Below are 19136 nucleotides of genomic sequence, written 5' to 3'. Positions count from 1 at the left end.
TTGAGGAACCCTCTTCCAAGGGCATTCAGGGCTTCACCCGATCGCCCTGCCATACCCTCTTGGATCGATGGAATGGAAGACGGAAAACGCCGTCCCCCGATCCCCGCCCGACGGAGCCGGACGGGAAACAAGGGGGCCTCCTCGCGCACGGGCAGGATGGTCGGCCCCCTGGCAGGGCACCGGCCCGGGTCCTACGACGCCGTGGGCCGCTGGCCGGCGTGCAAGGCGGCGATCCCGAAGAACAGGTTTTCCCAGGTCACGCCGGTGAAACCGGCCGCTTCCATCAGGCCGGCGAGCCCCTGCTGATCGGGAAAGGCGCGGATGGATTCAACCAGGTAGGAATAGGCCTGGGGCCGGCCCGAGACCAGCGCGCCCAGGCGCGGAATCACATGGGTCGAATAGAAATCGTACAACGGCGCCATCGGCCAGAAGGCCTTGGAAAACTCCAGGCACAAGAAGCGCCCGCCCGGCACCAGCACGCGGCGCACCTCGGAAAGCGCCGCCGCGCGGTCGGTCATGTTGCGCAGGCCAAAGGACACGGTCACGAGGTCGAACGAGGCATCGGGGAACGGCAGCGCCTCGCCGGCGCCCGCCACCCAGCGCACGGGCACCGAGGCCAGCCGCTCGCGGCCCACCGTCATCATGCGTTCCGAGGGGTCGCACACGACCACCGACCAGCCTTGACGGGTGAGCGCCAGGGCGATGTCGCCGGTGCCGCCGGCCAGATCCAGGGCCTGCCCTCCGGCCGGAGCCGGGCCGGCCACCTTGCGGAAATGCGCTTTCCACAAGCGATGCGTGCCGCCGCTCATCAGATCGTTCATCAGGTCGTAGCGGTCGGCCACCAGGTCGAACATGGAGCGCATGCGCGAAAAATGCGCGCGCGGATCGGAACGATCGGATTCCGGCAGGGAAGGAGTAAATTCGGTCACGGCAAGCCCTCGGGGCACAAGGGGGGGGAAAGGGATACCCGACCCGGCCCCCGGCAGCCCGGGAGCCGGGACCGGACGAGCGCTCAGACGGGCCCGCCGTCCAGGAAGGCGGCAACGGCGGGATCGGCGCGCAAGGCGGCCCAGTCCTCGGGACCGGGCAGCGTGGGCCGGTCGCGATCAACATTGACCAGGCACAGGAATCCCAGCGGTTCCGCCCCGGCCCGGAACTGGTGCCAGGTCCAGGGCGGAATGAAGATCAGATCGTGCGGCCCCACCGTCTGGACAATAGGGTGGACGAGGGCCCGGCCCGCCCCGCGCAGAATCATCACCCCGTGGGCGTGCTCGTGACGCTCCAAGGTGGTGTGGCCGCCGGCCTCGACCTCGAAATAGCGCAGCTCGCCCGCCAGCGCGGGATGGTGAAACAACACCTGACGCGACACGGCCTTGAACGGCGCCGAGCCTTCCTCCTTGTAAGGCAGGAACGGGACCCCTTCCCAGCGGAAGGGGTCGGTGGGGGCCCGCCGGGGGGGAAGGTCGGGCGCCTCGCTCATGCCCGTGCCTCCGCGCCGGGCCCCGGAGGCGCCGGCAGGGCGGCCACGGCCTCGACGAAGGCCCGGGTTTCCTCGGTCAGACGCTCGCGGGCCAGCAGCAGGCCGCCCCCGATCAGCAAGACAACGTCGGCGCCATAGCACTCGACCATCTCGGGCACCCGGTCCTGGGTCATGCCCCCGGCCGGCACCGGCAAGGCGCCCTTGATGCCCCCCCAGGGCATGGTCGCGTACCGCGCGATCTCCCGGCAGGTTTCCCGGGTAAATCCAAAGCGTCCGCCGTGGTTGGTGTAGATCACCGCGTCGGCGCCCAGCAGGCGGAACAGCTTGCCATGCAACAGCGCGGGCGCGATGCGCGAGGCGCCGGTCATGGTCGGGTGGGTGAAAAAGGCCGTGGTCGGGTTTTCGCGCACCACCGTGTGGAAATTGGAAAAACCCGCGATCATGGGCGCGATCATGAAGGTGTTGAGGCCTTCCTCGTGGCCCAGGCGGATCTGGGCGCGGATCTGATCAAGATTGCCGTTCAGGCTGGGCAGGTAGCGCGTGGAGGTGCCGGCGCGCGCGTTGGCCTCGCGCACCGCGCGGGCGATGGCGGGCACGCGCTCGGCATAGGGGCTGAAGGCCTGGTCGGCGTGGCCGTGGTCGTCCTTGATGAAGTCGGGACCGGCCTCGGCGAAGCGCCGGGCCAGATCGGCGAGGCGGGGCACCGGCAGCCCCTGGGGCTTGATCGCGGCGCAGGTCAGGGCGCGGCCCGGGGCCTTGCCTTCGCGCAGCCCTTCAATGCCCACGTTAGGGCCCTTGAAGGCGGCAAAGACCTCGTCGGGGAACGTGGCGTCCCACAGGACGGTATCGTCCTGGATCGAGGTATTGCCGTACAACATGTTGATCAGCTGGCCGGCTTCCAGGCCGGTGGTCTCGACCGCGAGGCCGATGTTGACCTCGAAGACCCCATTCCCCAGATCAGTAATGGACTGGACTTGGCCCACGATGTCGCGCAACACGCGCTCGTCATCGATGGCGGCCAGGGGCATTTCAACGCTTTGCTCGACCGCGATGCCCTGGGCCCGGGCCTCGATGGTCGCCGCGCTCGCGGTCACATGATAGGTTGCCGTAATTCTGGATGTCATCCCACGGTCCAATCCCGGAACAAGACTCGAAGGGGGCCAAACTATCCCGGTTTGCGCGGCCCCGGCAACGGATCAGTACGCTTTCCGGCCCCTGGCCCGTTCCCCCTTGCCTCTTATCCCCTGCCCGAAGGAGACCTTGCCCATGACCGGCCTGATCGCCGACATCGGAGGAACCAACGCCCGCTTCGCCCTGACCACCCCCGAGGGGCACTGGCGCGATGAGCGCGTCTTCCGCTGCGCCGACCATGCCGGCCTGGCCGCCGCCGCCCAAGCCTACCTGGACGGCGTGCTGGCCCCGGACGAGGCGCCGCCGACCCGCGCCGCCGCGTGCGTGGCCGCGCCCGTCACCGGCGACGCGGTCACTTTGACGAATTGGCGCGAGTGGTCTTTTTCGATCGAGCAAACCAGGAAAACCCTGGGCCTGGAGGCGTTCACGGTGGTGAATGACTTCGTGGCCAACGCCCTGGCCGTGCCTCGCCTCGGGCCCGGGCATGTGATGGACCTGGGCGGCGGCCCGGGCGATCCGACGGCTCCGATCGGGGTGGTGGGGCCGGGAACCGGGCTGGGGGTGGCCGTGCTGCTGCCCGGCACCGGCCAGGCGATCGCGACCGAGGGGGGCCACGTCACCCTGGCCGCGACCACGCCCCGCGAGGCCGAGGTGGTGGCGGCCTTGCAGGCGCGCTTTGGCCACGCCTCGGCCGAGCGCGCCGCCTCGGGCCCCGGCCTCCTTGCCCTGGCCGAAACCCTGCGCGCCCTGGGGGGACACGATCCCGTGCCCGGCGATACCCCGGCCCGGATCATGGAACGTTCCTTGAACGGCACCTGTCCGGTCTGCGCCGAGGCCAGCGCCTTGTTTTACGCCTTCCTGGGCACGATGTGCGGAAACCTGGTCTTGAGCGCCGGCGCGTGGGGAGGCTTGTGGTTGATGGGGGGCATCCTGCCGCGCAATCCCGAGGCCCTGAAAGCCTCGGTTTTCACCGAACGCTACGCCGCCAAGGGCCGGTTCCGGGCCCAGTTGGAAGCGGTGCCGCGCCGCCTGGTCTTGCACCCCTACCCCGCCTTCGTGGGCCTGACCGGGCTGGTCGCCGCCAGCGCCTGAAGGGTCCGGCCGCCCGCCCCGTCACCTGTCACCCGTCACCTGTCACCCGGGGGGCGGCAGGGTTTCCACCTCGGGGCGCGGACCGGTGGGCGCGGCCCGGGGGGGCTCGGGCTCCCCGGACCACGCTTCGTTTCCTCTGGAGGCCGCCGCCGGCGGGGTCACGGTGGTGGTGCCCACCCGCAAGACCGGGGCGTCGAGGGAGCCGACCAGGGCCACGGGCAGCGGATCGGGCAGGCGCAGGCCCTTGGGGCGGTGGGCGCGGTCCACGCTGACCTGTCCGGCCGCCGCCAGGCGCCAGGTGGCCAGATCGGCGTTCCCCTTCAGGCTGCCCTTGTAGGCGGGGGCGGCCAGGGAAAGGGGATCGAAGGCCAGCACGCCTTGCTTGAGAGTAAACCGGGCGGAAAGATCGGTCCCCCCGTCCGCCCTGCCCCCCAGCGACTGATCGAGCCCCCCCAGCAGCTCGGCCACCCCGGCGAGGGGGGAGCGGGCCAGGGCGCCGGGGGCCAGCACCAGGCCTTTGAGATCAATGGACCCCTTGCCGGTCAACGCCGCGACCAGGGCGCGGGGCGACGCCCCCTCGGCCACCAGATCCACCTGCGCCTCGGCCGTGCCCGCCGCACCGGCAGTGCTTCCGGCACCGGCAGTGCTCCCAGCACCGGCCGTGCCCCCGGCACCGGGGAGAGTGGCAAGGTCAAGGCGCTGGCCGGCCAGGGTCAGGGACCAGGCCGGAATGCCCCGGCTGTCGAGCCGCGCCGAGCCTTCCAGGCGTCCGCCCAGCACACCGGCTTCCAGGCGTGAAACGCCCAGCACCCCGTCTTCCAAGGTGGCGTCCAGGCGGGCGTCTTGCAGGCGCACGGTCTTCCAGGTCAACGAGGCGGCGTTAACCGTCACGCTCGCGTTGAACAGCCCCAGCAGGCGCAGATCGAACGGCGTGGCCGACCACGGGCCTGTGGCCAGGTCCCGGCCGCCGTCCTGCTCCGCCGCGACCGGAAGCACGCTCCCCGGACGCGGCGCGGGTCCCAGGCTCCCCGCCCACCGGACCCCGCCCCCGGGCGCCAGCCCGGCGGCCCGCGTGACGGGCAGGAAGGGATCCAGAACCAGATCGCCCAGATTCAGCGTGGCATTCAAGCGCGGATGCAAGGCAAGCACGCTCAGGCCCATGGTTCCGGTCACGTGCGCCCCCCCCACCGCGACGTCGATATCGTCGAGGGTCAACCCCTTGAGGAAGCCGCCGCGCAGCTGGGCCTGCACCCGCGCCGGGCCCGGGGCGCCGCGCGGACGGTAATCGGGCCGGGCCAGACGCACCAGGGCGATCCAGTCGGGATGCGCGAGATCCAGCCCCAGGTCGAGGTCGGGCCAGCCCCCCGCCAGATTGCCCAGGGCGCCGCTTGCCCCCACATCGACATCGGCCAGCCGCGCCCGCCCCTCCACGCCCAGGTCGTTGAAGGGACCGTCCAGGGTCACGTCCAGGTCCAGCGGCCCCGGCGGCAGGGCAAAGGGCAGGCTGACCCCCAGCACATGAAAGGCCAGGGCCGGATCGGGCACCGCGAGCCGGGTGTTGAAGGCATGGAAAACCGGCCGGGGGCCGAAATCCGACACCCCCCCCTTCAGGCTCACCCGACTGCCGCCCACGCCCCGGGTGAACCCGCCGTCCTCGATGGTCAGGAGCCCTTGCACCAGCGAACCGCGCAGGCCGACCCCTTCCAGTCCCTCGCCGTGGGTGGTCAGGGCATCCACCCTCAAGTCCACGTTGGCGTCCACGCCCTTCAACCCGGCCAGCGCCGCCATCACGTCGCCCAGGGTGGGACCGGCACCGGCCGGACGGTAGGCATCCAGGTTCAGGCTGTCGGCCACGGCGGTCAGCCCCAGGCCCAGACGCGGCCCCGGACGCACCACCAGCGCACCCTTCACCCGGGTGGCGTCGAGGGTGGCGTCCAGGCCGGTCACGCGCATCTGCTGGGGGGATCCGGTCAGGTTGGCGTGGACCACCAGGGCGCGCAGCCGGTCGCCGGGCACGTCGCCGGGCGACACCCGCAGCCATTCCATCAGCGCCCGCACGTTGCTGGCCGACAGCGAACCGGAGATATCGATCCAGGGCATTCCCTCGCGGGCCTGGACAAAGCCGTGCGCCGACAGGTCGGAGGCTCCGGGCAGGCGCACGGAAAGCTGGGAAAGGGTCAGCTCGCCGGCACTGAGAAGAGCATTCAAGCGCAGGTCGCGCAACAGCCCTCCGTCCAGGTTCAAGGCGTCGGCGGTGAGGTCCAAGGTTACATCAAGGCCGCTTGGCAAGGTGAAGGGCGACGAGGGAGGGGGGGCGGAAGAAAAAAGAGAAGAAACAGGGGACTCCGGGGAGGAAACCGGGCGGGGCACCGGCCGCCATGCCTCCAGATCCAGGCGCGGCGCGGCCAGCACGGCCCCGAGCCGGGGCGTGGCGTCCTCCCAGTCCAGATCCAGGCGCCCGGTGATCTCGGACCCGCCCACGCGCACGGTCATGTCCTCAAGGGCCGCCGACCCGTCGCTCAGGGTCAGGCGTCCTTGCGCCGACAAGGCCCCGTCCAGCGCCGGGGGCAACGGCGCCAGCGGCGTGCCCAGCAAGGCCGCCCCGTGGGAGAGAACGGCAGCGGTGTTATCCAGGTCCAAGGACACCCCGCCACGCAGGGACTGGGCCCCGGCGGGCCCGGTCAGCAAGGCGTTGAGCGCCAGCTTCCCGTTGGTGCCCAGCAACCCCAGGTCCACGTTGACCGGAGTCGCGACATCCGGCCCCAGCGCTCCCACCGTGGCTCCGATCGACCACGGCAGCCCCTGGGTGGTGAACGCGCCACGCAGCGCGAACGGCCCGTTCAGGCTGGCGGCGGTCAGGGCGAGATCGATATCCTCCAGGGTTCGGGGCGCGGTCGCGTCGCCGTCCTTGAGGCGCACGCGCCCCCCGATGATGTGCACGTTTTCGAGCGCCACGGCCAGGGCGCCAGCCCCGCTTGCGTATCCCGCCCCGTTGGGCGGAGGCAAGGGTCCCCCGGCCGAGCCCGATCCGCTCCGCCCGGCCTGCACATCCCAGTTGGACCGCCCGTCCGCCAGGCGTTCCACCAGGATGTCGGGATGGATGATCTCGACCGCGCTCGCCACCAGCCGCCCGGACAGCAAGGGCGGCAAGGCGACCCGGATGCGCACCGCCTCCATGGTCATCATGACCGGCTCGGAGCCCAGGGGGTCGTTGGCCAGCCGCACGCGCTGCGCCGCCAGCGCCGGCGAGGGCAGAAGGCGCAGCGACAGGTCGCCGTCGATGGTCAAGGCACGCCCGGTGATGTCCTGGACCTCGGCCGCCAGCCGGTCGCGGTACTGGTTCCAGTCGATGAACGAGGGGAGAATCAGAATCCCCAGAACCAGAAGGACGAGTCCCAGCAGCGTTCCAACCAGCAGTGTGCGCATGCGCCACGTCTCCGGGCTTCTGGACAGGGGCGCTCAGTGTAGACCAGCGCGGTTGCGGTGCAAGACCCGCGCCGGCCCGGGGGCATTGGGGACGGTTGGAATCAGGGCGCGACCAGGGCCACGATCACGGGCAAGGTCAGGGCCGAGGCCAGGGTCTGGGCGGTGATCAGGGCGGCCATGGCCGGGGCGTCGCCGCCCATGCGCCGCGCCAGCACGTAGGACGACGCCGAGCAGGGCAAGGCGGCATACAGCACGGCCACGGCGCGCACCACCGGGTCCAGGCCGGCCACGGCCGCCCCCGCGAACACCAGCGCGGGCGTGATCACCAGCTTGGCCAGGGTGGACGCGGCCACGGCCGGCCCGGCGCCGGCCAGGCCCGCCGCCGACAGGCCGGCTCCGACCGCGAGCAGGCCCAGGGGCAAGGCCGCGCTGCCCAGGATCTGCAAGAAGGGCCCCAGAACCGGAGGCGCGCCCAGGCCGCTCGCGTTCATCAGGCCCCCCACCAGGCAGCCCAGAATCAAGGGGTTGGTGAGGATGCCCCGCAGCAGGGCGCGGCCCCCCCCCTGCCCCGTTCCCCAGCGCACCAGGGCCGCGACCGACAAAAGGTTGACCAAGGGCACGACCACGGCCAGGCACAACGCGGTCAAGGTAATGCCCGGGGCGCCGAACAAAGCCCCGGCACAGGCCAGCCCGATGTAGGTGTTGGGCCGGATGGCGCCCTGGAAGGCGCTGGTGAAGGTGGCATCCGAAACCCCGGCCGCGCGCGCCCCCCCGAAACGCCAGAGCACGAGGCCGGCCGCGACAACGACGACGGCTCCGGCCTCGATGGTCATCAACGCCCCCCACGGCAGGCCCGCGAGGTCGGCTTGGGCCAGGTTGAGGACCAGCAAGGCGGGAAACGTCACCCAATAGGTGAGGTTCTCGGCCGGAATCCAGAAGCTGTCCGGCACCCAGCGCCCCCGGCGCAGCACGAAGCCCAGCACGATGACCAGAAAAACGGGAAGAATGGCGCCCAGGGTGTCGCTCATGCCGGGAATCCGTATGGCAGGGAGGGAGGGAGGGAGGAAGGGAAGGAGGGAGGAAGGGAAGGAGGGAGGCAGGGAGGCAGGGAGGCAGGGAGGCAGGGAAGGAACGGCGGGGACCGCAAGGGTCCCTATTCCGGCTGACGCTGCAAGCGGGCTGTGGCAGGATCAAGGCATGAGCGACCCAGCCCCCTCCCCTTCTTCTTCCGTTGCCGACGCCCCCCCCTTTGGCGGGTTCGTGCACCTGCGCGTGCACACGGCCTTGTCGATGTCCGAAGGCGCGATCCAGGTCAAGGCACTGGTCAAGCTGTGCGCCAAGCACGCCATGCCGGCGGTGGCGATCGCCGATACCGGCAACCTGTTTGGCGGCCTGGAGTTCTCGGTCAGCGCCGCCGACGCGGGCGTGCAGCCGATCATTGGCTGCCAGATCGCGGTGCGCAACGAGGACCCGCGCGAGGGCGGCTTCGGCGCGGCGCGCGAGACCAGGGCTCCCGATCCCGACCAGGTGGTGTTGCTGGCCAAGGACGCCACCGGCCTTGCCCACCTGTACAAGATCGTCTCCAAGGCCTTCCTGGAAACCGATGGCGGCGAGCTTCCGCAAGTCCGCCTGGGCGATATCGAGGCCCTGAACGAAGGCCTGATCTTGCTTACCGGTGGCACCGGCGGGCCCTTGGGCCGCTTGCTGCGCACCGGACGCACGGACGCGGCACGGGCCATGCTGGAACGCCACAAGGCCCATTTCGGCGACCGGGTGTACGTGGAAATCCAGCGCCACGGCGTGCCCGACGAAGACCGTATCGAGCCCCTTCTGATCGACCTCGCCCATGCCCTGGACGTGCCCCTGGTCGCGACCAACGAACCTTATTTCGCCACCCGCGACGAGTTCGAGGCCCACGACGTTCTGATCTGCATGGCGCAAAAAACGGTCCTGGAAGACCCCAAGCGCCGCCACCTGACGCCCGAGCACTATTTCAAGAGCGCCGCCGAGATGCGCGCCCTGTTCGCCGATCTGCCCGAGGCGGTGGACAATACCCTGGTCATCGCCCGGCGCTGCGCGGTGATGATCGAAAAGCGCAAGCCAATCCTGCCCCACTCGCCGGCGGTCAAGGGGCGCAGCGAGGCCGATGCCTTGCGCGCCATGGCCACCGAGGGGCTGGAGCGGCGCTTGTGGAAGGGCGTGTTCACCGAGGGCATGAGCGAGGCCGACCGCGAGGCCCGCGCCAAGCCCTATCGCGAGCGGCTGGCTTACGAGCTGGACATCATCGTTAAAATGGGGTTCCCCGGCTACTTCCTGATCGTGGCCGACTTCATCCAGTGGGGCAAGGAGCACGACATCCCGGTGGGGCCCGGGCGTGGATCGGGCGCGGGCTCGGTGGTCGCGTGGGCGCTGACCATCACCGACCTGGACCCCTTGCGCTTCAGCTTGCTGTTCGAGCGGTTCTTGAACCCCGAACGCGTTTCCATGCCCGACTTCGACGTGGACTTCTGCCAGGACCGCCGCGAAGAGGTCATCCGCTACGTTCAGCGCGAATACGGCGCCGACCGGGTGGCCCAGATCATCACCTTCGGGAAACTGCAAGCACGCGCCGTGCTGCGCTCGGTCGGGCGGGTCTTGCAAATGCCGCTGGGCTACGTGGACCGGATTTGCAAGCTGGTCCCCAACAACCCGGCCAACCCCGTCACGCTTCCCCAGGCGATCGAGGCCGAACCCCAGTTGCAGGCCCTGCGCGACGAGGACCCGGCGGTCGCGCGCCTGCTGTCCATCGGGCTGGCGCTGGAAGGCCTGTACTCCCACGCTTCCACCCACGCCGCCGGCGTGGTCATCGCCGACCGGCCCCTGGACGAGCTGGTGCCGGTTTACCGCGATCCCCATTCCGACATGCCGGTGACCCAGTTCAACATGAAGTGGGTGGAACAGGCCGGGCTGGTGAAGTTCGACTTCCTGGGCCTGAAAACCCTCACCGTGCTGGCCATGGCGGTGCGCCTTCTGGAAAAAGGCGGCGTGCCCATGGATCTGTCGGCCATCCCGCTCGATGACCGGCCCACCTACGCCATGCTCGGCCGGGGCGAAACCAGCGGGGTGTTCCAGCTTGAAAGCACGGGCATGCGCGACGTGCTGCGCGGCCTGAAGCCCGATACCCTGGAAGACATCATCGCCGTGGTGGCCCTATACCGCCCGGGGCCGATGGACAACATTCCCAGCTACATCCGGCGCAAGAACGGCGAGGAGGAGGTGGCCTACCTCCACCCCGACCTGGCGCCGATCCTGAAGGAAACCTATGGCATCCTGATTTATCAGGAACAGGTGATGCAGGCCGCCCAGATCATGGCCGGCTATTCCCTGGGCGGCGCCGACCTGCTGCGCCGGGCCATGGGCAAGAAGATCCAAGCCGAGATGGACCAGCAGCGCGCCATCTTCGTGCAAGGGGCCAGCGCCCGGGGCACGCCCGAGGCCAAGGCCAGCGAGGTCTTCGACCAGATCGCCAAGTTCGCGGGCTATGGCTTCAACAAGTCGCACGCCGCCGCCTATGCCCTGGTCGCCTACCAGACCGCCTACCTGAAGGCCAACTACCCGGTCGAGTTCATGGCCGCGACCATGACCTACGACATGCACAACACCGACAAGCTGGCGGCGTTCAAGGTGGAGCTGCGCCGGCTGGGGATTGCCTTGCTGCCCCCCGACGTCAACGCCTCGGAAGCCCGCTTCGGGGTGGAAAACGGGGCGGTGCGCTATGCCCTGGGGGCCGTGCGCAACGTGGGCGAGGCCGCGATGCAGGCCCTGGTCGACGAGCGGGTGGCGAACGGCCCGTTTCGCGACCTGGCCGACTTCGTGCGCCGGATCGACCCCCGGCTGGTCAACCGCCGGCTCTTGGAAAACCTGATCAAGGCCGGGGCGCTTGATGGCCTGCACCCCGAGCGCGCCACCTTGATGGGCAACGTTGAACGCCTGCTGCGCCACGCCCAGGCGGCGGCCGAGGAACGGGCCTCGTCCCAGTCCAGCCTGTTCGGCGCCGGCCCCGCCCAGGCGCCCCCCCTGGCCCTGGCCGACGTGACCCCGTGGTCGGTCACCGAAACCCTGGCCTTCGAACGCGAAGCCATCGGCTTTTACCTGTCGGCCCATCCGCTCGACGTGTACGGCGACGCCCTGGAGCGCCTGGACGTGGTCCCCCTGGCCCTGCTGGCCGGGCATCTGCGCAACACGGGCTCGGGCGTGGTGCGCCTGGCCGTGACCCCGGGCGCGCGCAAGGAACGCATCGGCAAGTCGGGCAACCGCTATGCCTTCGTGGAACTCTCGGACGCCACCGGCACCTGCGAGGGCATGATGTTCTCGGAAGTGCTGGCCATCTCGCGCGAGGCGCTGGACGCCGGGCGGCCGCTTCTGGTGCGCGCCGACGCCCGCCTGGAAGGCGAGGACGTGCGCTTGCTCCTGCAAGGGGTCGAATCCCTCGACGAGGCGGTGTCGCGCGCGTCGCGGCGCATCAAGGTGTCGCTGGGTTCGGCCGACCCCCTGCCCGCCCTGCGCGAGATCCTGGCCAAGGATGGCCCCGGCAACCGCTCCGTCTTGCTGGTTGCCGACCTGGGGGACAAGGAGGTGGAAATCCGGCTGGCCAACGGGTTTGCCCTGCGCGCCCCCACCCTGGCCGCGCTTCGGGACCTGCGGGGGTTGACCAGCGTGCGCGAAGTATGAGTTCAACGCGAGGCGGCCGGGTCTTTCCGGCATTTTCGCGCCGATTCCCCCATCCCCAAGGCGCGAGGGTGGTTGACCCAGGGGCCCGGAAGCGTGTACCTCACGTCGTCCCGACCCAATCACCCCCCCGCGCACGCGCGCCGGCTGGGGGCGATCGCGCATAGGTCCGGTTCGCGCATCGCGGCCGGGGGCCATTCCCGGGTTGGCCGGTGTCGCGTTCCCTTCCGGAGGACGCATGCGTGACCGTGGAGCAAGGCATTCGTGGAGACATTTGGACATAAGCGGGTTCCGCCCGCCGCTGGCGGCATGGCCGCCATGGGATCCCAACCCCTGGTGATCCGCCCGGCCACCCCGGCCGATATCGAGGCGGTCACCCGCCTGGACGCGGAAATCACCACCGTTTTCAAATCGGACTACTGGCGCGACCTGTTCGACCGCTACGGCGAGGGACAGGTCGGCCGGCACTTCCTGGTGGCCACCACGGGCGAAACGCTGGCGGGGTTCATCATCGGCGAGGTGCGCGCCTGGGAGTTCGGCTCGCCGCCGTGCGGATGGGTTTTCGCCCTGACCGTCGACCCCACCTTGCGCCTGCACGGGGTTGGCACCGCCTTGTTCGAGGCCATTTGCGACCGCTTCCGTGGAGAAGGCGTGACCAAGGTCCGCACCATGGTCTCGAAGGAAGGCGACGCCCGCACCTTGATGCTGTTCTTCCGCAGCCACGGGATGATGGCCGGGCCGTTCATCGAGTTGGAAAAGGACTTGGTGCCATGAAGTTGCAAATGTCCACCCGCTACGCCCTGTACGCGGTGATGGAACTGTCGGCTTGCCCCGATCACCAGGTCTCGGCGGCGGAAATCGCCGAAAAGTACTCGATTTCGTCCAACCACCTGGCCAAGGTCATGCGCACCCTGGGCCGGGCCGGCCTGGTCGAGGCGGTGCGTGGCATGGGCGGCGGCTACCGGCTGGCGGTCGATGCCAAGCGTATTACCCTGCTTGACGTGATCGCCCTGTTCGAACCCATCGGCTCGAAGACCGCCGGCACCCGCGACGCGGGCGACACCACCGCCGAGGGTCAGGCGCTGCGCCGCGTGCTGTGGGAGATCGAGGATCTGGAGCGGGCCACCTTGGAGTCGATCACGCTCAGCACCATGCTGAAGCTGGTGCGCCCCGTGGAAGCGATCCAGGACCCCCCGGCGGATGCCCCCTACCGCCCCTCGCGCGCGGTGGTCGCGTAACAGTACGAACAGCCGTGGGCGCAGGTGTCGTAGCGCCCGATATCGCGGGATTCGGCACAGCCGCATGTTTGCCGATGCGGGCGGGCCCGCGCCACCACGGCGCGCCCCGCCACCTCGGACAGACGGACCACGTCCACGCACGCCGCGGGCGTGGTCCCCGGCACCACCAGATCGGGCTGGGCGCACACCCGCAGCCGCAAGCCGCGTTCCGCCGCCAGGGCGGCCAGCTCGGCAAGCAGGGCCCGCTTTTCGTCGTCGGACGGATCCCACCACGTCAGCCCCTCCACGGCCCCCAGACGCCGGATCGCCTTGCGATAGGGCTGGAACACCGACACCACCACCTCGTCGGTCAGGCCGGCGGCCGCGCGGGCCAGGGCCGCGAAATGGCGCCGGTGCACGGCCGGGGGTGTCAGCGACGAAAACAAGATCGGATCATAGCGCCACACCACCACCTTGGGCCCGAAGCGCGCGCGTAACGCCGCCATCACCGCCAGCGCCTCGCGCGGGCGCGGCACCCTGGGCTCCAGGGGCTTGGGATAGGCGGTCAGGCTGTACTGGACGATGAACGGAATCCCCAGCGCCCTGACCTCGTCCAGGGCGGGCAGGAACGGTTGGGCGTTGCGGGTCCAGAACACGAACCCGCTGACATCCGAAGGGCGCAGCGACACCCGCGCCGGCGCCCCGCCATAGGGGTTGGGCACCTCCACGCTGCCCTCGGCCAGACGCTCCAAAAACCAGCGCCCTTGAGTCGCGGGAATGTCGGTGCGGTAGCTGGCCGACACGATCAGGGGGCGGGACGCCCGGGCCCTGGCGTCGGTCGTGGGAAGATCGGCAAACAGGTCGTCCATCGCATCCCCCTGGGCCTTGCCCCCGATCGTTAACGATCCCGGCAACAAGGCCAAAGGTCAAGGGCCGGACGCCTCGCCTCCGGCCCGTGGGGATGCGTCCGGGCCTACTTGGACGGGCCGCCCCGGATCACCTCCTTGATGGTGTAGTTCGTCTTGCCCTGGCTTTCGAAATAGATGCGCACCAGAAGCTCGGCGACGAGGCCCAGCAGCATGCACATCATGCCGGTGATCACGCACATGGCCGACAGCAGCATCAAGGGCGTGTGGTCCAGATCAATGCCGTGGAACAGCTTGAGCCACAGCCCCAACCCCAGCGACAGGAACGCCGAGATGAACAGCACGAAGCCCAGGCCGCCAAACACGTAGATGGGCTTGGTCTCGAACTGGGTCAGGAACTTGACCACCATCAGGTCCAGCAGCACCTTGAAAATGCGGTTCAAGCCATACTTGGACTTGCCGGCCACCCGGGGATGGTGGCGCACCGGAATCTCGGTGATGCGCGCGCCCTGCCAGCGGGCATAGATGGGCACGAAGCGGTGCATCTCGCCGTACAGGCGATAGCCCGAGAGCACCTCGCGGCGATACGCCTTCAAGGTACAGCCGTAATCGCGCAGGTGAACGCCCGAGACGGTGGAAATCAGCCAGTTGGCCACCGCGCTGGGCAGGTTGCGGGTCAGGGCGTCGTCCTGGCGGTCCTTGCGCCAGCCCGAGACCACGTCGAAGCCCTCGTCCATCTTGGCCAGCAGCACCGGAATGTCGCGCGGATCGTTTTGCAGGTCGCCATCCATGGGGATGATGATCTCGCCGTGCGACTGGTCGATGCCGGCCATCATGGCGGCGGTCTGGCCCACGTTGCGCCGGAAGGTGACCACGGTCAGGGCCGGGTGGCGGGTGGTCGCCTCGGCCAGGCGCCGGGCCGTGGCGTCGGAGCTGCCGTCATCGACCATGATCACCTCGAACGGACGATCAAGATCGGCCAGGGCGTCGAACAGGGCCGTGCACAGCGGCTCGACGTTATCTTCCTCGTTGTAGAGGGGAATAACGATCGACAGCAGGCCAGCCGGAGGGGTGGCGGTCATGAGGTGGCTTCCTTGCGGCCATAGTTGTCCTCGAAACGCACGATGTCGTCCTCGCCCAGGTACGAGCCCGACTGAACCTCGATCAGGCTCAAGGGAAGGATGCCCGGGTTTTCCAGGCGGTGCACCGTGCCTTCGGGAATATAGGTGGACTGGTTTTCGTGCAGCAAAAACACCCGCTCGCCCTGGGTGACCCGCGCCGTGCCCCGCACCACGATCCAGTGCTCGGCGCGGTGGTGGTGCATCTGCAACGAAAGGCACCCCCCCGGCTTGACCACGATGTGTTTCACCTGATGGCGTTCGCCGTGATCAATGCCGCGATAGGTGCCCCAAGGGCGGTAGACGGTGGTGTGCTGGGCGTGCTCGCGCCGGCCCTGGGCCTTCAATTCCTCGGCCAGGGCCTTCACGTCCTGGGCGCGCTCGCGCGGGACCACCATGACCGCGTCGTCGGTGGCCACGACCATGAGATCGTCAACCCCGGTCACGGCAACCAGGGGGCCTTCCGAGCGAATGTAGGAGTTGGTGGTGTTGCGCACCAGCACGTCGCCGCGCACCACATTGCCGGCTTCATCGTGGGGCGCGATGTCCCACAGCGCCGACCAGGCGCCCAGATCGCTCCATCCCACGTCGGTGGCGATGACGGCGGCGCGGTCGGTGTGTTCCATCACCGCGTAGTCGATGGAGTCGCCCGGGATGGCCTCGAAGGCCTCGCGGTCCAGACGGGTGAAATCGTGATCGCGGTCGGCCTTGGCCAGGGCCTCCTGGGCGCCTTCCAGCAAGCGCGGCGCGAAGCGCTTCAACTCGGCCAGGAAGATCTCGGGATCGAACAGGAACAGGCCGCCGTTCCACAGGTGGCCGCCCTGGTCAAGCATCGCCTGGGCCTTGTCGCGGTCGGGCTTTTCGATGAAGCGTTCCACGGCGCAGGCCGGGGGCGCCTCGGACAGTTCACGGCCGACCCGGATGTAGCCATACCCGGTTTCCGGCTTGTCGGGGACCACGCCGAAGGTGACCACCCGCCCGGCACGCGCCGCCGGCACGGCCGCGGCCACGATGTCGCGAAAGCGGCCGGGATAGGTAATGACGTGATCCGAGGGCGCCAGCAGGGCCAGGGCGCCCGGAAAACGCTCGCGGATCAGAAGGGCGGCGATGGCGGCGGCCGGCGCGGTGTTGCGCCCCACGGGCTCCAGCACGATGGCGGCGGGCGGCAGGCCGATGGCACGCGACTGCTCGGCCACGACGAAACGGTGCTCTTCGTTGCACACCACCATGGGCGGATGGAACAAGGGCCCCGACAGGCGCTCCAGCGTTTCTTGCAGCAGGCTGTTTTCACCGGCAAGCGGCAGGAACTGCTTGGGGTAGGCGCCCCGCGACATCGGCCACAGCCGGGTCCCCGCGCCCCCGGACAACACCACAGGGACAACCATGGGACCGGCGAAGGCGCCGGCGGAAACGGGGACAAGGGGATCGGCCATGGTGGACTCCGTTCAGGCGCGGCCGGCCCTCCTTGCCGCACCCGACCGGCACGGCCCCGTGAACCAGGGCCCGTTCGCCGCGCGTAAGACTGCATCGCTTCTAGCGGATTGGCCGCGCCCTCGCAAGCATCCCCGCCCCGCGAGGGGGTTGCCCCGCCGCCTTGGTTTCGAGCAGCGGTTTGCGTCGGAGACATTTTTTTGGCACCCTTGCGGGCGAGTGCGTCCTTTGCAGGCGGAAAGGTCCCTGATAGGGACCCGACACGCCCCTTGCCCCTCACCATTGGGAGACCGTTTGATGCGTAATCTGAAAACCGCCCTGGCCGCCCTGGGCGTGGCTGGTGCCCTCGGCCTGGGGACCGCCCACGCCGGCGATACCTTGAACGCGGTCAAGACCCGCGGGGAACTGGTATGCGGCGTGAACACCGGCCTGCCCGGGTTCTCGATGCCCGATGAAAAAGGACACTGGACCGGCATCGACGTGAGCATCTGCCGGGCGGTCGCGGCCGCCGTGCTGGGCGACGCCACCAAGATCAAGTTCGTGCCCCTGACCGCCAAGGAACGCTTCACCGCGCTTCAGTCCGGCGAAATCGACATGCTGTCGCGCAACGCCACCTGGACCATGAGCCGCGACACCTCGATGGGCATCACCTTCGCCGGCACCACCTATTACGACGGCCAGGGCTTCATGGTGAAGAAAAGCCTGGGCGTGACCAGCGCCAAGCAGCTGGAAGGCGCCTCGGTCTGCGTGCTGGCCGGCACCACCACCGAGCTGAACGTGGCCGATTACTTCCGCGCCCAGGGCATGACCTTCAGCCCCGTGGTCTTCGACAACCCCGACCAGACCTCGCAGGGCTTCGAATCCGGCCGCTGCGACGTGCTGACCTCGGACCAGTCGCAGCTTTACGCCCTGCGCCTCAAGCTGTCCGATCCGGCCTCGGCCGTCGTGCTGCCCGAGATCATCTCGAAGGAGCCCCTGGGGCCGTCGGTGCGCCAGGGTGACGACCAGTGGTTCGCCATCGTGCGCTGGTCCTTGTTCGCCATGCTCAACGCCGAGGAACTGGGCCTGTCCCAGGCCAACGTCGATGACAAGAAAACCACCTCCTCCGACCCCAACGTGCGCCGCCTGATCGGCCTGGATGGCGATTTCGGCAAGCAACTGGGCCTGGATAACGACTGGGCCTATCGCATCGTCAAGCAGGTCGGCAACTACGGCGAGGTCTTCGACAGCACGGTGGGCGCCGGTTCGCCCCTGGGCATCGCGCGCGGCCTGAACGCCCTGTGGAGCCAGGGTGGCCTTCAGTACGCCCCGCCGGTGCGCTAGGCCTGCCCGCGCGCCTTACGTTCCCCGGGGAGACGAGCGCCCGGCCCCTCAAGCGCCGGCCCTCCTCCCCGGGGGCTTTCCCAAGCCCCTGGCTTCCAGGACAGAAGGTGGATGCGCCCGTGACCCCTGTCCCCCCTGGCATTCCAGAGTCCAGTACCGTGTCCTTGAAACCCGCGGCACCCGCCCCCCGGCCCCTGCCCTGGAACGATCCCCGGACACGCTCGATCACCTTCCAGGTTCTCACCGCCGCCTTCCTGGTGTGGTTCTTCTGGACCTTGTTCGACAACACGCTCACCAACATGGCCCATCGCGGCATCGCGACCGGATTTGATTTCCTCGATCGCACCGCCGGCTTTGGCATCTTGATGAGCCTCATCCCCTACGACGACACCATGACCTATGGCCGGACCTTCGTCGTCGGCCTGCTCAATACCTTGCTGGTGTCGGTCCTGGGGATCGTGTTTTCAACCTTGATCGGCTTCGCCGTGGGCATTGCCCGCCTGTCGCGAAACTGGCTGGTTTCCCGCATCGCGCTTGTTTACATCGAAACCATACGCAACATCCCCCTTTTGTTGCAGATTTTCTTCTGGTATTTCGCGGTACTGCGCACCCTGCCCGGCCCCCGGCAAAGCCTGTCGCTTGGTGAAGCGGCCTTTTTGAACAATCGCGGCCTGTACGTGCCCGCCCCCCTGGCCGAACCCGGCTTCGATTGGGTGGGGCTGGCCTTTGTCGGTGCCCTGATCGGCGCGATCGGACTGGCGCGCTGGGCCCGGCGCCGCCAGCAGGCCACCGGGCAACCGTTCCCGACCCTGGCCACCGGGCTGGGCCTGGTGATTGGCCTGCCCCTGCTCGTTTTCCTGGCCTTGGGCGCGCCGCTGGGCTTCGAGACCCCGGCCCTGAGGGGCTTCAACTTCCAAGGCGGACTGCGCCTGATCCCGGAACTGGTGGCGCTGACCCTGGCCTTGTCCCTCTACACCGCCACCTTCATCGCCGAGGTGGTGAGAGGCGGCATTCTGGCGGTCAGCCATGGCCAGACCGAGGCCGCCTCTGCCCTGGGCCTGCGTCCGGGCCTGACCTTGCGCCTGATCGTGCTGCCCCAGGCCATGCGGGTGATCATCCCGCCCCTGACCAGCCAGTACCTGAACCTGATCAAGAATTCCTCGCTGGCCACCGCCATCGGCTATCCCGATCTGGTTGCCGTCTTCATGGGCACCAGCTTGAACCAGACCGGTCAGGCGGTCGAAATCGTCGGCATGACCATGGCCGTCTACCTGTTCATCAGCCTTGCCATCAGCCTGGGCATGAACTGGTACAATTCCGCCATGGCCCTGAAGGAGCGCTAACG

At 69.1% G+C, this 19136-nt stretch carries 14 protein-coding genes; 6 read left to right on the top strand and 8 right to left on the bottom strand.

The features are described from left to right. Positions 1 to 191: 191 nt before the first annotated feature. The 3 genes from ROR02_RS07555 to ROR02_RS07545 all read right to left on the bottom strand — a co-directional run bounded on the left by ROR02_RS07555 (position 192) and on the right by ROR02_RS07545 (position 2604). Positions 192 to 929, bottom strand: a complete 738-nt coding sequence (locus ROR02_RS07555; RefSeq protein ID WP_246135453.1) for a class I SAM-dependent methyltransferase — start codon at positions 927 to 929, stop codon at positions 192 to 194. Positions 930 to 1012: 83 nt separating this feature from the next. Next, on the bottom strand, positions 1013 to 1480 hold the full coding sequence (locus tag ROR02_RS07550) for a cupin domain-containing protein (RefSeq protein WP_147163409.1): 468 nt from the start codon (positions 1478 to 1480) through the stop codon (positions 1013 to 1015). Then, positions 1477 to 2604 (bottom strand): RuBisCO large subunit C-terminal-like domain-containing protein, encoded by a 1128-nt coding sequence (locus tag ROR02_RS07545; RefSeq protein ID WP_170245014.1) that lies wholly within the window; start codon positions 2602 to 2604, stop codon positions 1477 to 1479. Before ROR02_RS07545 ends, ROR02_RS07550 begins: the two co-directional genes overlap by 4 nt. A gap of 142 nt (positions 2605 to 2746) precedes the next feature. Between ROR02_RS07545 and glk the strand changes: the two genes are divergently transcribed. Then, positions 2747 to 3703 carry a glucokinase gene (gene glk, locus ROR02_RS07540; RefSeq protein WP_147163407.1) on the top strand — a complete coding sequence of 319 codons (957 nt, stop codon included), beginning with the start codon at positions 2747 to 2749 and terminating at the stop codon, positions 3701 to 3703. Positions 3704 to 3745: 42 nt separating this feature from the next. Here glk and ROR02_RS07535 read toward each other — a convergent pair whose 3' ends face one another. Continuing rightward, complete coding sequence (locus tag ROR02_RS07535) at positions 3746 to 7129, bottom strand: AsmA family protein (RefSeq protein ID WP_147163406.1); 3384 nt, start codon at positions 7127 to 7129, stop codon at positions 3746 to 3748. A gap of 101 nt (positions 7130 to 7230) precedes the next feature. Further along, the gene (locus tag ROR02_RS07530; protein WP_147163405.1) at positions 7231 to 8157 is read right to left on the bottom strand and encodes an AEC family transporter; all 927 of its coding nucleotides are present in this window, start codon (positions 8155 to 8157) and stop codon (positions 7231 to 7233) included. Positions 8158 to 8326: 169 nt separating this feature from the next. Here ROR02_RS07530 and dnaE point away from each other — a divergent pair, with 169 nt between their 5' ends. The 3 genes from dnaE (at position 8327) to ROR02_RS07515 (ending at position 13074) form a co-directional block, all read left to right on the top strand. After that, positions 8327 to 11839, top strand: coding sequence for a DNA polymerase III subunit alpha (dnaE, locus tag ROR02_RS07525; protein ID WP_147163404.1), 3513 nt, complete (start codon positions 8327 to 8329; stop codon positions 11837 to 11839). 261 nt (positions 11840 to 12100) lie between these two features. After that, positions 12101 to 12610: a GNAT family N-acetyltransferase gene (locus ROR02_RS07520; RefSeq protein ID WP_246135452.1), complete on the top strand. Its 510-nt coding sequence runs from the start codon at positions 12101 to 12103 to the stop codon at positions 12608 to 12610. Further along, positions 12607 to 13074: an Rrf2 family transcriptional regulator gene (locus tag ROR02_RS07515; protein ID WP_147163403.1), complete on the top strand. Its 468-nt coding sequence runs from the start codon at positions 12607 to 12609 to the stop codon at positions 13072 to 13074. Before ROR02_RS07520 ends, ROR02_RS07515 begins: the two co-directional genes overlap by 4 nt. Here the strand turns inward: ROR02_RS07515 and ROR02_RS07510 are convergent. From ROR02_RS07510 to ROR02_RS07500, 3 genes are all read right to left on the bottom strand, one after another. Continuing rightward, entirely contained in the window at positions 13044 to 13922 is an 879-nt protein-coding gene (locus ROR02_RS07510) for a DUF1848 domain-containing protein (RefSeq protein WP_246135451.1), read from the bottom strand. The genes ROR02_RS07515 and ROR02_RS07510 overlap by 31 nt on opposite strands. Positions 13923 to 14026: 104 nt before the next feature. Then, positions 14027 to 15001 (bottom strand): glycosyltransferase family 2 protein, encoded by a 975-nt coding sequence (locus ROR02_RS07505; RefSeq protein WP_147163402.1) that lies wholly within the window; start codon positions 14999 to 15001, stop codon positions 14027 to 14029. Next, positions 14998 to 16470 (bottom strand): mannose-1-phosphate guanylyltransferase/mannose-6-phosphate isomerase, encoded by a 1473-nt coding sequence (locus ROR02_RS07500; protein WP_246135450.1) that lies wholly within the window; start codon positions 16468 to 16470, stop codon positions 14998 to 15000. Before ROR02_RS07500 ends, ROR02_RS07505 begins: the two co-directional genes overlap by 4 nt. A gap of 295 nt (positions 16471 to 16765) precedes the next feature. Between ROR02_RS07500 and ROR02_RS07495 the strand changes: the two genes are divergently transcribed. Both ROR02_RS07495 and ROR02_RS07490 read left to right on the top strand, forming a co-directional pair. Further along, a complete protein-coding gene (locus ROR02_RS07495; RefSeq protein ID WP_147163401.1) occupies positions 16766 to 17791 on the top strand; it encodes an amino acid ABC transporter substrate-binding protein in 1026 nt (341 codons plus the stop codon). 158 nt (positions 17792 to 17949) lie between these two features. Next, entirely contained in the window at positions 17950 to 19134 is a 1185-nt protein-coding gene (locus ROR02_RS07490; RefSeq protein WP_147163400.1) for an amino acid ABC transporter permease, read from the top strand. Positions 19135 to 19136 lie beyond the last annotated feature (2 nt).

This window comes from Pararhodospirillum oryzae, assembly GCF_007992075.1.
In the GTDB taxonomy this organism is placed as follows: Bacteria; Pseudomonadota; Alphaproteobacteria; order Rhodospirillales; family Rhodospirillaceae; genus Pararhodospirillum; species Pararhodospirillum oryzae.
This window is presented reverse-complemented; position numbering and strand designations above follow the sequence as displayed.

Bases quoted from the DNA above. Each gene is read 5' to 3' on its own strand.
- ROR02_RS07515 (WP_147163403.1), top strand. From the start codon at position 12,607: ATGAAGTTGCAAATGTCCACCCGCTACGCCCTGTACGCGGTGATGGAA.
- glk (WP_147163407.1), top strand. From the start codon at position 2,747: ATGACCGGCCTGATCGCCGACATCGGAGGAACCAACGCCCGCTTCGCC.
- ROR02_RS07545 (WP_170245014.1), bottom strand. From the start codon at position 2,604: ATGACATCCAGAATTACGGCAACCTATCATGTGACCGCGAGCGCGGCG.
- ROR02_RS07550 (WP_147163409.1), bottom strand. From the start codon at position 1,480: ATGAGCGAGGCGCCCGACCTTCCCCCCCGGCGGGCCCCCACCGACCCC.
- ROR02_RS07530 (WP_147163405.1), bottom strand. From the start codon at position 8,157: ATGAGCGACACCCTGGGCGCCATTCTTCCCGTTTTTCTGGTCATCGTG.
- ROR02_RS07510 (WP_246135451.1), bottom strand. From the start codon at position 13,922: ATGGACGACCTGTTTGCCGATCTTCCCACGACCGACGCCAGGGCCCGG.
- ROR02_RS07505 (WP_147163402.1), bottom strand. From the start codon at position 15,001: ATGACCGCCACCCCTCCGGCTGGCCTGCTGTCGATCGTTATTCCCCTC.
- ROR02_RS07500 (WP_246135450.1), bottom strand. From the start codon at position 16,470: ATGGCCGATCCCCTTGTCCCCGTTTCCGCCGGCGCCTTCGCCGGTCCC.
- ROR02_RS07535 (WP_147163406.1), bottom strand. From the start codon at position 7,129: ATGCGCACACTGCTGGTTGGAACGCTGCTGGGACTCGTCCTTCTGGTT.
- dnaE (WP_147163404.1), top strand. From the start codon at position 8,327: ATGAGCGACCCAGCCCCCTCCCCTTCTTCTTCCGTTGCCGACGCCCCC.
- ROR02_RS07495 (WP_147163401.1), top strand. From the start codon at position 16,766: ATGCGTAATCTGAAAACCGCCCTGGCCGCCCTGGGCGTGGCTGGTGCC.